This is a genomic window from Bacillus sp. FSL M7-0558 (assembly GCF_038003245.1).
GTDB classification, from domain to species: Bacteria; Bacillota; Bacilli; order Bacillales; family Bacillaceae; genus Bacillus; species Bacillus pumilus.
On sequence record NZ_JBBOOU010000001.1, the window covers coordinates 1,148,386 to 1,161,095 of the forward strand.

Here is a 12,710-nt window from a genome sequence, read left to right on the forward strand (position 1 = left end):
TTTTACACCAAAACGCATAAAAATGCATTTATATTACTAATTATTCAATTTGGGGTGACAAAAGCATGAAAGGTTATTTAAATTTAGAAGATGGAGCCTCTTTTGAAGGAGATCTGACAGGAGAAGCTGGCATGACAGGTGAAGTGGTTTTCTTTACAGGGATGACAGGTTACCAAGAGGTGCTCACAGACCCTTCCTATAAGGGACAAATCATTGTTTTCACATATCCACTCATCGGAAATTATGGCATTAATCATGAAGACTTTGAGAGCAAAAAACCACAAGTGAAAGCTGTCGTTGTGTATGAAGCAGCGGATCATTTCTCTCACCATCTTGCAGCGGTTAGCTTAAAAGATTATTTACAGAAGTGGAACATTCCGCTTCTGACTCATACCGATACACGTGCAGTCGTGCAAAACATCCGGGCAAATGGGACGATGAACGCTGTGATCAGTGTAGACGAAAACGAAACACCGCCGGCCATGAAACAAGACAATGTGATCGCACAGGTGACAGAGGATGAAATCTACACTCAAGGCAGCGGCGAGGAACATGTAGCGCTTATTGATTTTGGCTTTAAAAAATCAATAGCAGATTCGCTTGAAGCGCGCGGCTGTAAAGTAACCGTCATTCCGTACAAACAGCTGGAAAAGGTGTTTGAGATTAAGCCAGATGCGGTCCTGCTATCGAATGGACCTGGAGATCCCAAAACAATGAAGCCATATTTAAAAACCATTCATGACATCATGATGACCTTCCCGACACTTGGAATCTGCTTAGGTCATCAATTAATCGCTCTTGCACTTGGCGGGGATACGTATAAGCTTCCATTTGGCCACCGCGGGGCGAATCACCCTGTACAAGATACAGAATCCAAACGTGTTTTCATGACAAGTCAGAATCACAGCTATGTGGTGAATGAAAAAAGCATGAATGACAAAGAAGTGGAAGTGAAATTCCTTCATGTTAATGATGGATCTGTCGAAGGATTCATTCATAAAGAGAAGCTCATTATGTCAGTTCAATTTCATCCAGAAGCACACCCAGGTCCTGCTGAAAGTGAATGGGTATTCGATGATTTTATTGAGAAAGTGAAACAAGCAAGGAGAGAAGTTGCACATGCCTAAAGATCAAAGCATACAAACCATTCTAGTCATCGGGTCTGGTCCAATCATCATTGGTCAGGCAGCTGAATTTGATTACTCAGGAACACAAGGATGTATGGCCCTAAAAGAAGAGGGCTACAAAGTCATTTTAGTGAATAACAACCCAGCAACCATTATGACAGACGAATCATTTGCTGATGAAATCTATTTTGAACCGCTTTCAGTTGATTCAGTGAAAAGAATCATCGAAAAGGAAAAACCAGATGGTCTTTTAGCCAACCTTGGCGGACAGACCGCTTTAAACCTTGCTGTCGAGCTCGAAAAAGCCGGTGTGCTGAAAAAGCACGGGGTAACCCTGCTCGGAACGTCAGTTGAAACAATTGAAAACGGTGAAGATCGAGAGAAATTCCGTGCTCTCATGAAGCAGTTGAACGAACCTGTGCCAGATAGTGAAATTGTGGATAATGCAAAGGATGCCCTTCAATTTGCAAAAGAAGTAGGTTTCCCAGTCATCCTAAGACCAGCATACACACTTGGCGGAAAGGGCGGCGGAATTGCTTTAACAGAAGAAGCGTTTAAACCGCTTATTGAAGGAGCCCTTTTAGCGAGCCCGATTCATCAGTGTTTAGTTGAAAAAAGCATTGCGGGCTTTAAAGAAGTCGAATATGAAGTCATGAGAGACCGTCAAAATACGTGTATTACGGTTTGTAATATGGAAAATATCGATCCAGTTGGTGTGCATACAGGAGACTCAATTGTCGTTGCACCTTCGCAAACATTAACAGACCAGGATTATCAAATGCTTCGTTCAGCGAGCCTGAAAATCATTTCAGCACTCGATGTAGTCGGGGGATGCAACATCCAATTCGCCCTTGATCCACTCAGTAAAGAATACTTTGTCATTGAGGTGAATCCGCGGGTTAGTCGTTCATCTGCTCTTGCCTCAAAAGCGACGGGCTATCCGATTGCTAAAATGGCAGCAAAGCTTGCGGTAGGCTATACACTAGACGAACTGAAAAACCCGCTCACAGGCACAACTTATGCTAGTTTTGAGCCGGCACTCGATTATGTCGTCGTGAAATTTCCGCGCTGGCCGTTTGATAAATTTAAACAGGCAGATCGTCAATTAGGTACAAAAATGAAGGCGACTGGCGAAGTCATGGCGATTGACCGTAATTTAGAGTCAGCCATCCAAAAAGCGGTCGCCTCTCTTGAAATCAAAACAAAGGGTTTCCACCTGCCAGAATTGAAAGACCAATCGACTGAACAACTATTTGAGCTTGTCAAAACACCAGACGATCGACGTTTCTTCGCTGTCATGGAGCTTCTTTCAAGACAGGAAACGGTTGAAGCGATCCATCAAGCGACGAAAATCGATCTATTCTTCTTACATGTGTTCAGCAATATGATCACGCTCGAACAGGAATTGAAGAACCATGAAGGAACGCTCTCCAAAGACACCTTGAAAAAGGTAAAGGAAAAGGGCTTCCTTGATGAAACGATTGCTCTTCTAACGGGCAATAGTGAAGAGGCGATTAGACAGCTTCGTCAAGAATATGGCATTACGGCTTCATTTAAAATTGTCGACACATGTGCCGCGGAATTTGATGCAAAAACGAACTACTTCTATTCCACATACTTTGGAAAAAGTGATGGAGAGCATCAAGAGAAAACAAAACAGCGTGCACTCATCATTGGCTCTGGTCCAATTCGAATTGGGCAAGGAGTCGAGTTTGACTATAGTGCGGTGCATGGCGTTCTTACCTTGCAAAAGCTTGGCTTTGAAACGATCATGATGAACAACAATCCAGAGACGGTCAGTACGGATTATGAAATCGCAGATCGTTTATATTTTGAGCCCATTACATTAGAGCACATCTTAAACGTTGTGGAAGCAGAGCAAATTGATTTCGTCATCGTTCAATTTGGCGGACAGACTGCCATCAATGTAGCAGAAGGCTTAGAAAAAGCGGGCATTACGTTGTTAGGTACATCCTTTGACACGCTAGATGCGCTGGAAGATCGTGATCTGTTCTATCAGCTTCTTGATGAACTGAACCTACCTCATGCAAAAGGAAATACAGCTCATTCAAAAGAAGAAGCGCTCACGCATGCTAACAGCATCGGTTACCCTGTGTTAATTCGCCCATCGTATGTCATTGGCGGAATGGGAATGATTGTTGTCCAGTCAGAAGCGCATTTGACGTCACTACTTGATCAGCCAGATCATTTGCCGTATCCAATTTTAATTGATGAGTATGTCACTGGAAAAGAAGTTGAAGTGGATCTGATTTCTGACGGAAAAACGACCTTCATCCCAACGATCGTGGAGCATATTGAGAAAGCAGGCGTCCATTCAGGTGACAGCTTTGCCATCTTACCAAGTGTCTCCATCAGCGAGGACATCAAACAGCAGGTGCATATTGCGTCCGAACAAATAGCGAAGAAATTAGCGTTTAAGGGCATTATGAATATCCAATTTGTGATCAAAGGGGATCAGGCGCTTGTACTAGAGGTGAATCCGCGGGCGAGCCGGACCGTTCCAGTTGTCAGCAAGGTGATGGGCATTGACATGATTCCACTTGCGACTCAATTACTAGCTGGTGCAACGCTTGAAGAACTGAACCCAGTAACGAAAAACAAAGGGGGAACAGCGGTCAAATTCCCAGTCTTCTCATCACATGCCATTCAAGATATTGACTTAAAGCTGACACCTGAAATGAAAGCGACAGGAGAAGGAATGTGTGTAGGCAAAAACGCCGAAAGCGCCTTGAAAAAAGTGTTTGCATCGATCTGGCATCAGAAAGGTAGCCTCTTTATAAAAGGCAGTGAACAATTGGTAGATGACGCAAAACATGCAGGCTTTGACGTCTGGACGGACAGCTTCGACACTTGGCTGCAAAACGAAGATAAATCCCTTCATATCCATTTAGGCGAGGATGAAGAGGCAAAAGAGCAACGCGTAAAAGCACTCACACATGGCGTCCAAGTTCTAACAGAATATGAAACAGTTCAAGCATTCCTGCAAGGAAAAAATGGAGATGTATCACCAGTATCGCTCCAAGAATTATACAAAAAGGAAGTGACGGCATGAGTCAAGTTGACGTGCAACCGACATTATACGGAAAAGACTTTTTATCATTAAAAGATTTCTCAATCAATGACATTGCTTATTTAATTGAAAAAGCGGAAGAAATGAAACAAAACCCATACCAAGATTTATTCAAAGGGAAAACATTAGCGATGATCTTTGAAAAATCGTCAACTAGAACCCGCGTGTCGTTTGAAGCGGGAATGACGCAGCTGGGGGGACATGCGCTCTTCCTCAGCTCAAATGATTTGCAAATCGGCAGAGGAGAAACGATCAGTGATACAGCGCAGGTGCTGTCTGGCTATGTAGACGGCATTATGATTCGAACCTTTGAACATGAGAAGGTCGAGGAGCTGGCACAATACGCGTCCATTCCTGTCATCAATGGACTGACTGACTACTCCCATCCATGCCAGGCACTTGCTGATTTATTGACGATAAAAGAAGCAAAAGGAACATTAAAAGGAATCAAAGTCGCCTACATCGGTGACGGAAATAACGTGGCTCACTCCTTGATGGTTGGCTGTGCGCAGCTAGGCTGTGATATTGCAGTTGCATCACCAAAAGGCTATGAACCACTTCAAGAAGTAACAGACACAGCACGTGAGTTTGCAAAACAATCAGGCGCAGAAGTCAACGTTACGACAGACCCTGTCGCTGCTGTCCAAAATGCAGATGTCATTTATTCCGATGTGTTTACAAGCATGGGGCAGGAAGCAGAAACAGAGAAACGCCTTGCTGAATTTAAAGAATATCAAGTCAATGATGAACTAATGCGTCATGCAGCAAAAGATTATATTTTTCTTCATTGTCTCCCAGCACACCGCGGAGAAGAAGTGACAGCAGACATTATTGATGGACCGCACTCAAAAGTATTTCAGCAGGCAGAAAACCGCCTGCATGTACAAAAAGCATTAATCAAAGAGCTCATGTATCAACAAACCAAATAAATGAAAAGCATCCCTGACTCGTAGGAGCAGGGACTTTTTGCATAAAGGATTGGAGAGGCAAGTCACGGGACATAATAACATCATCGAGAAAGGAGGATGGAAATGGGTCAGCAGCATCAGTTTAAATCAGGGAATAAAGCACCAAATAATGGTGTGTATGTCGAGATCGGTGAAACCGGCAGTATGGTGAAAGATCCTTTAAAGATTAAGCTTCAAGCAGGCGATGTCTTTCCGGATAACTCGAACCATAACCGTGTTTGGACCTATCAGAGAAAGCCGTAAGCAATTGACTAAGAGTCGGCTGGAATAAGTCTTTAGAGGCATGTGTCATGCCTCTTTTTTCTTTATAATAAAAAACAATTAAGTTCAAATTTTCAAATAAATAGTATGAATAAAAGAGAATTTAAGGTAAAATATGTAAGTGAGATTAACTAGTTGAAAGGATTTGTGTGATGGAAAAGACGAATCTCAGTGAAAGTGTTTGGAATAAACGCTTCACCTCATTATTCATATCAAGACTCATTAAAAACACAGGAGAAAGTTTTGCTTTTACATCCGTCCTTTGGCTATTGATTTTGAGAGGGGATGGAGCGCTCGGTACAGGACTTCTCCTAGCAGTAACCGTACTTCCTTCATCTTTGCTAGCCCCAATACTAGGACCTCTTATGAAAAAGCACCATTTGTCTAAATGGATGTTCGCATCAGACGTCGTTCGAGCAACCATTGTACTCATTATTCCGCTACTGCATTTTTCGCATCTATTGCCATTATGGTTATTGATCTCATTAATGGTTATTCAATCGGCAACAGGTGCAGCGTATAACCCAGCCTCGGTGGCGATTTTACCGCAGATTGTACCGAAGCATCTGATTCAAAAAGCAAATGCCATCCTGCAATCTTCTTTTGAAATTGTCGCACTTGCAGCAGTCATGGTCGCTGGTCTCTTAGTCAAATTAATCGGACCTGCAGATACCCTGCTCATCACCACTGCCTTATTCATCATATCCGGCCTGTTTATTATCGGTGTTAAATTAAAGAAAACCCCTGAAGACAAAGCAGCAGGTATAAAACAAGCAAAGAATACATATTTTTATAACTTAAAAAGAGGGTTTCTCGTCGTCAAAAATCATCACATTTTATTTGCACTGACGCTGTATTGTATTTTAATGAATGTCGCTGCAGCTCCGTGGCAGGCACTATCTGCTGTATACGTAGCAGAAGCATTGCAAAGCGATTCTATGGTGTATTCCATTTTAAGAGGTGTTGCTGCAGTCGGCGCGTTTATGATGGGCTTTGCTCTGGCGAAGATAAAAATTAAGAGATTTGGTTTGTTCTTTATTGTCGCTGGTATGATTGAAGGAGCTGCGTTCTTTATCACAGGGATGAGTACATGGCTGCCAGTCGTTCTACTAGCTTCCTTTATATTCGGTGCCGCCGTTAGTGCGATCAATGTACCGGAAATGGTCATTATTCAAACGTCTGTCGACCAAGATGATCAGCCGCAAGTATACGCGGTGATCAATGCTTCATCAAATGTTTTCCTCCCGTTTGCAGCTGTCGTATCAGGCGTTCTGGCAGAAAGATTTGGAGCGGGACCTGTCATTGCTGGCGGCGGGGTCCTTGAAATTTTATCAGGTATCGCGATCTTCCTGTTTACAGGGCTTGCGAAAAGCCATTTGACTCAAGACAAACAGAAGTCCGAAACCGTCGAGGTGTAATCAATAAAAAACCCCCTGTAGCTGCAGGGGGTTTTAGCGTACCGCTTTTCAAGCAAAAAGAAAAGAGCTAAAATCAAGATCATTTTAGCTCTTTCTCGCATTCATCTCTTACGTATTAAGAGTGTTTTGTTGAACTTTCCGTTTCTTTCATTGGACTTACTTCAGCAAAGATGAATAAAATAACCGTAAACACCACTGCAAGAATAGAAGTCAAAGTAAAGTCATAAGCAGCGCCATTCATCGAAGCAACGATGTAACCAGCCATATGTGTCAGCAGAAAAGTCCAAATGAGGGTGATAATATAATGCATAATCCCACCGTCCTTTATGTAACAATCTATTGATTATCATACCATAGATACGAGTGAGGGGAAAAGACTGTTTTAGCCTTTATGTGACCATTTTTAGACCTTCTTCTATAAAAATAAAAAGAATTCTTCTGTCATTAGGGGATTTCCTTATTCCTACAAGAGTTGTTGTTCATATCATAGAAAGCAGAATCACTGAAAGGAGGCTGGCCATATGGGTGTAAGCGAACGGTTTTTCCAGCTTGGTTCCCAGTGGAACGTCATTCACCTTCCTCAAAAACCAAATGGCTTTGGCATTCTTATCCTCGGTGACCGAAATCACTTTGTGCAGGAAAATACATCATTCTGGCTTCAGCACTATGGAAGAAACCAGCTTTTAACTGCCTTAAAGGATGAAGGATATACATTGTTTAATAGTCATCTTCATGGGAATCACTGGGGATGCGAAGATGCTGTTTTTAGTACAAAGCAGCTCGTTCATCACACATTAAAACAAGAAATATTAAACCGGGAAATTCATGTGCTGGCAGAGGGGATGGGTGCACTCGTTGCTATGAGCCTTGCTGAAGAGATGCCAGAAGTGCTAAGATCCATTGCGATGGTGAATCCATGTCTGCATCTCTATGCACAACGGGAAAGAGAAAAGGAACACAAATTCTTTTATAAACAGCTAATCAAAGAATTAGCGAAGAGCTACGGCTGCTCTGAAAAGGAAGCGGAAACGTATCCGCTCCCAGCTTTCCCTGTTCATTCTGCTCATGTACCGATTCACATATGGCAAAGACTAAACGGTGCACCCTATGCATATGAACTGCATGCAAAGCCTTTTATTGATCAGCACATGAAGAATCCAGAGCATTGTCAGATCGATCTCACCTTGCATATGTTTGATCATCCGAGAAGAATCTTTCAATCCATTCACAAGTTTTATAAATCGCATGAAAGAGAATTGTGATGAATAGGATGATAACAGCCCTTCATGGAAAGGGCTCTTCTTTTTATTCGATAAGCTAAAAAAGGGGACATGAACATGGAGACAGGACTGATCATAGGGGCAGATGAATTTTTTGGCCTAGCGCTGTGTGAATATATGATGAAAGAGGGCATTCAAATGGATATCACATGCCCTCATGAGCAAACAGAAGAGCAAAAGAGGTTATTAGAAGAACGAATGATGTGGCTTGGCAGAAATGATCTTTTCCGTGTCATTGACCTTCAGGATGGGAAAGACACGTATGATCTGATCTTTATTCAATCAGAAGAACCAGATAAAAGATACGAAGACTTGAAAGCGGCGCATGGCATGTACCGGGTTCTTTACGAAAAAAACGAAGACGAATCATCCAATCAGAATGTGCCGGCTGTTATTCTACCTCGCATGTTTGGACCATGGACACTTGATAAAGAAAGAACGAAGCGTGATGAGGCATTTTTTGTAGAAGATGTAGCAAGGGATTTGTTCAAGTGGGCATCAGGCTCTGAACAAAGACAGGAAATAACACATGAATTGAAGGTAGAAAGACAAACAGATGACAAACAAGCAGAAGAAATGATGGCAGAATGGAAAAGACAAAACTCAACATTTTTCGACAAAAAGCAAGAATGATCTTCCATCTTATCTTTTTTCAGTATAAAATAAACCTATATTTAACATACAGGTTCATGCCTGCATGTGGCAAAGGGAGTTGAACATGGCATGAAGTATCAGCGGCTTGTCATGATCTTTTCGTTCCTTCTCCTATTATCTGCCTGCTCACAGGCACCTTTAAAAGGACAGATTGAGAAGGTGGGTTTACTCGTCCCCGATACAATTAATGATCAAGTTTGGGGAACGAAAGGTTATAAAGGCTTATTAAATATTCAATCAACATTTGGTGTAGATGTTTATTATAAGGAAGGAATGGTCGACAAAGAGAAAATCGTTGATGCCATTGAAGAATTTCACAAAAAAGGAGTCAATTTGATTATTGGCCATGGCAGTGAATACAGCGAAATTTTCAACATCATTAGTGAAGATTATCCGAAAACACAATTTATCACAGTAAATGGAAACAAGCCTCAGGCGGATAATGTTGCGAATGTGACGTTTAAAGGTGAAGCGATGGGCTTTTTCGGAGGCATGACAGCAGCACATATGTCAAAATCAAAAAAGATTGGTATTCTTGCTACATATGATTGGCAAAGCGAAGTAGACGGCTTTATTAAAGGTGCAAAATATCAAGATGAACATGTACAAGTGCTTGCCGAGTTTGTTGAAAACTGGGATGATGCGGACAAAGCCGTGGAGCTCTATCGAAAATTGGAAAAACAGGGCGTAGATGTTGTATATCCAGCAGGTGATGGTTATAATATCCCTGTCATTGAACAAATCAAAGCCGATAATTTATCAGCGATCGGATATGTCACCGATCAATCCAACCTCGGCAGCCATACCGTCTTAACAAGCACAGTCCAGCATGTGGATAAAGCGTATAGTATTATTGCGAAGAAATTTAATGAAGGCAAGCTAAATGCACAAGGTGAGTACTCCTTTGACTTTAAAGAAGGAGTGATCGAAATGGGGAAATTTAGTTCCACCATTGACCGTGCTTTTTTGAAAGACATTGAAAGTGATATTGCGTCTTACAAAAAAACTGGCAAACTGCCAAATGAAAAGTGAGGATACGATGATGCAGCACGAAAAATCGATGGAGTTTTTACAAATTGCCATGAAGTATTTTCCGCAGGCAAAAGAAGAATTAGATAAAGCAGGTATTCAGCTTGAGCCCGAAGCTCTTCAGCCGCTTTTATCATTGTTTACATCTGTTATGCAAGAGGCATATGAGCTTGGAAAAGCAGATGCAGAATCAGAAAAAGCCACAGAATAGTGGCTTTTTTTTATGATAATTTTTTCTTGAAGGCACTAATCATAGGGCCAACATCTTTAAACACAGGCTTCAGCTCATCGATCGAGTTCATAATGTTCCCAATTTGGTTCATGACATGCATGTAGTCAATGGAGTCTTCACTTGAAGATGTCTCCACGCGTTCCTCCTTTGCTTCTTCCTTGCTTTTCTCCTTTTCAAGCGGCTGTCCAAACATCATAGCCGAAAAAATATCTTTTTGCGCCATATCAAATGCTCCTTTCTACGATTGGTATATCAATAATCTATGAAAAAAGTGAGAGGAAAGGTTAGACGTTTGTATTGCCAAGGAGAAAAAAATAAGTTAAAATTAGTACCAGATACTAATATAAGATCACAATATCACATGCTCGTATGAGTAAAAGGAGTCTTATTCAATGAATGCTGGAATTATTGGCCTTGGCCGCTATATACCTGAAAAAGTGTTAACAAATCTTGATTTAGAAAAAATGGTTGAAACTTCTGACGAATGGATTCGTACTAGAACAGGTATAGAAGAAAGAAGAATTGCTTCTGATGATGTCAATACATCACATATGGCGCTTGCTGCTGCAAAAAAAGCATTAGCTGACGCAAATGTAGCTGCAGAAGATATCGATATGATTCTTGTGGCGACAGTCACGCCAGATCAATCATTTCCGACAGTCGCTTGTATGATTCAAGAGCAGCTCGGTGCACATAAAGCATGTGCAATGGATATTAGCGCTGCGTGTGCTGGCTTTATGTATGGGCTTGTTACTGGAAAACAATTTATCGAATCAGGTACGTTCAAGCACGTGCTCGTCGTTGGCGTTGAAAAACTTTCTCGCATTACCGACTGGGATGACCGCAATACTGCTGTTCTGTTTGGAGATGGAGCAGGTGCTGCTGTGTTAGGAGAGGTCAGCGAAGGGAAAGGAATTCTCTCATTTGAGCTTGGAGCCGATGGAAGAGGCGGTAAGCACTTGTACTTAGATGAAAAAGATCATACAATCATGAATGGACGAGAAGTATTTAAATTTGCTGTAAGACAAATGGGCGAGTCAAGCGTAAACGTCATCGAAAAAGCTGGACTATCAAAAGAAGACGTTGACTTCTTGATCCCGCATCAAGCAAATATTCGCATTATGGAAGCAGCCCGCGAACGCCTAGAGCTGCCAGTTGAAAAAATGTCGAAGACAGTCCATAAATATGGAAACACATCAGCAGCATCCATTCCGATTTCACTATGTGAAGAAATCGAAGCCGGAAAAATTCATGACGGCGATGTGATTGTAATGGTAGGTTTTGGTGGCGGATTAACGTGGGGCGCAATCGCTATGCGATGGGGCCGATAAAAGAGTGAGGTGCACAAATTAATGGATAAAAAACGAGTAGTTGTTACAGGATTGGGTGCTTTGACACCTCTTGGCAACGATGTAGAATCAACATGGAAAAATGCTTTAGCAGGTGTATCAGGAGTTGGACCAATCACACGTGTCGACTCAAGTGAATATACAGCAAAAGTGGCTGCAGAATTAAAAGATTTTAACATTGAAGATTACATGGAGAAAAAAGAAGCACGAAAAATGGCACGCTTCACACAATATGCAGTCGTTGCTGCCCAAAAGGCGCTAGAAGATTCACGTCTTGAAATCACAGATGAAATCGCACCGCGTGTTGGTGTATGGGTTGGATCTGGTATTGGCGGACTTGAAACATTTGAAGAGCAGTTTGAAGTGTATTCAAATAAAGGGGCAAGACGCGTAAGCCCGTTCTTCGTTCCAATGATGATTCCAGATATGGCAACAGGCCAAATCTCAATTGCACTTGGCGCAAAAGGGGTTAACTCTTGTACTGTAACAGCATGTGCAACAGGAACAAACTCAATTGGTGATGCATTTAAAGTCATTCAGCGCGGAGATGCAGATGCGATGATCACAGGCGGAACAGAAGCGCCGTTAACAAAAATGTCGTTCGCTGGCTTCTGTGCGAACAAAGCTCTTTCGACAAATCCTGATCCAGAGACAGCAAGCCGTCCATTTGACAAAAACCGTGACGGATTTGTGATGGGTGAGGGTGCAGGGATTGTCGTTCTTGAAGAACTTGAGCATGCATTAAAACGTGGCGCGACGATTTATGCAGAAATTGTTGGATATGGATCAACTGGAGATGCGTATCATATTACAGCACCGGCTCCAAACGGAGAAGGCGGCGTACGCGCAATGAAAGAAGCGATTCGAGATGCTGGTTTGTCTGTGGAAGAAATTGATTATATCAATGCCCACGGAACAAGTACACCGTACAATGATAAATTTGAAACAATGGCGATTAAAGAAGTGTTCGGAGAGCATGCGAATCAGCTTGCGATCAGTTCGACAAAATCGATGACAGGTCACTTACTTGGCGCAGCAGGTGGAGTAGAAGCTATTTTCTCTGTGCTTGCGATTAAAGACAGCGTTATTCCTCCAACCATTAACCTTGTAACACCGGATGAAGAATGTGATCTTGATTATGTGGCAAATGAAGCACGTTCAAAAGAAGTACAAGTGGCTCTAAGTAACTCACTTGGCTTTGGCGGACACAATGCGACAATTATCTTTAAAAAATACGAAGCGTAATATTTCCTAAGAAGGCGGCGATCTATAATCAGATCGCCGCTTTTTTGCATATGATG

The 12,710-nt window shown here is 42.1% G+C and carries 13 protein-coding genes; 11 read left to right on the forward strand and 2 right to left on the reverse strand.

Annotated features, from left to right (window positions below; genetic code table 11):
* Positions 1-65: 65 nt before the first annotated feature.
* From MHB79_RS05565 to MHB79_RS05585, 5 genes are all read left to right on the forward strand, one after another.
* The gene (locus MHB79_RS05565) at positions 66-1,127 is read left to right on the forward strand and encodes a carbamoyl phosphate synthase small subunit (protein ID WP_310427111.1); all 1,062 of its coding nucleotides are present in this window, start codon (positions 66-68) and stop codon (positions 1,125-1,127) included.
* On the forward strand, positions 1,120-4,200 hold the full coding sequence (locus tag MHB79_RS05570; protein WP_050945310.1) for a carbamoyl phosphate synthase large subunit: 3,081 nt from the start codon (positions 1,120-1,122) through the stop codon (positions 4,198-4,200). The genes MHB79_RS05565 and MHB79_RS05570 overlap by 8 nt, the downstream gene beginning before the upstream one ends.
* Positions 4,197-5,147 (forward strand): ornithine carbamoyltransferase, encoded by a 951-nt coding sequence (gene argF, locus MHB79_RS05575; RefSeq protein WP_340989257.1) that lies wholly within the window; start codon positions 4,197-4,199, stop codon positions 5,145-5,147. The genes MHB79_RS05570 and argF overlap by 4 nt, the downstream gene beginning before the upstream one ends.
* Positions 5,148-5,249: 102 nt before the next feature.
* Positions 5,250-5,429, forward strand: coding sequence for a YjzC family protein (locus tag MHB79_RS05580; RefSeq protein WP_003211282.1), 180 nt, complete (start codon positions 5,250-5,252; stop codon positions 5,427-5,429).
* Positions 5,430-5,599: 170 nt separating this feature from the next.
* Positions 5,600-6,865 (forward strand): MFS transporter, encoded by a 1,266-nt coding sequence (locus MHB79_RS05585; protein ID WP_340989259.1) that lies wholly within the window; start codon positions 5,600-5,602, stop codon positions 6,863-6,865.
* A gap of 115 nt (positions 6,866-6,980) precedes the next feature.
* Here MHB79_RS05585 and MHB79_RS05590 read toward each other — a convergent pair whose 3' ends face one another.
* Positions 6,981-7,175, reverse strand: coding sequence for a YjzD family protein (locus MHB79_RS05590; protein ID WP_003211779.1), 195 nt, complete (start codon positions 7,173-7,175; stop codon positions 6,981-6,983).
* A gap of 211 nt (positions 7,176-7,386) precedes the next feature.
* Here MHB79_RS05590 and MHB79_RS05595 point away from each other — a divergent pair, with 211 nt between their 5' ends.
* The 4 genes from MHB79_RS05595 (at position 7,387) to MHB79_RS05610 (ending at position 10,039) form a co-directional block, all read left to right on the forward strand.
* Positions 7,387-8,127 carry a hypothetical protein gene (locus MHB79_RS05595; protein WP_050945303.1) on the forward strand — a complete coding sequence of 247 codons (741 nt, stop codon included), beginning with the start codon at positions 7,387-7,389 and terminating at the stop codon, positions 8,125-8,127.
* Positions 8,128-8,202: 75 nt separating this feature from the next.
* Positions 8,203-8,778, forward strand: coding sequence for a nad binding enzyme (locus tag MHB79_RS05600; RefSeq protein ID WP_226805011.1), 576 nt, complete (start codon positions 8,203-8,205; stop codon positions 8,776-8,778).
* Between the two features lie 90 nt (positions 8,779-8,868).
* A complete protein-coding gene (locus tag MHB79_RS05605) occupies positions 8,869-9,831 on the forward strand; it encodes a BMP family ABC transporter substrate-binding protein (protein ID WP_050945301.1) in 963 nt (320 codons plus the stop codon).
* A gap of 10 nt (positions 9,832-9,841) precedes the next feature.
* On the forward strand, positions 9,842-10,039 hold the full coding sequence (locus MHB79_RS05610) for a ComZ family protein (protein WP_003211983.1): 198 nt from the start codon (positions 9,842-9,844) through the stop codon (positions 10,037-10,039).
* 10 nt (positions 10,040-10,049) lie between these two features.
* On the opposite strand, the gene MHB79_RS05615 is transcribed toward MHB79_RS05610, so the two are convergent.
* Positions 10,050-10,283 (reverse strand): hypothetical protein, encoded by a 234-nt coding sequence (locus MHB79_RS05615; protein WP_226805013.1) that lies wholly within the window; start codon positions 10,281-10,283, stop codon positions 10,050-10,052.
* A gap of 169 nt (positions 10,284-10,452) precedes the next feature.
* On the opposite strand from MHB79_RS05615, the gene MHB79_RS05620 reads away from it, so the two are divergent.
* Together MHB79_RS05620 and fabF are read left to right on the forward strand one after the other, a co-directional pair.
* A complete protein-coding gene (locus MHB79_RS05620; RefSeq protein WP_003212296.1) occupies positions 10,453-11,391 on the forward strand; it encodes a beta-ketoacyl-ACP synthase III in 939 nt (312 codons plus the stop codon).
* 21 nt (positions 11,392-11,412) lie between these two features.
* Positions 11,413-12,654 (forward strand): beta-ketoacyl-ACP synthase II, encoded by a 1,242-nt coding sequence (fabF, locus tag MHB79_RS05625; protein WP_003211631.1) that lies wholly within the window; start codon positions 11,413-11,415, stop codon positions 12,652-12,654.
* The last annotated feature ends 56 nt before the right edge of the window (positions 12,655-12,710 follow it).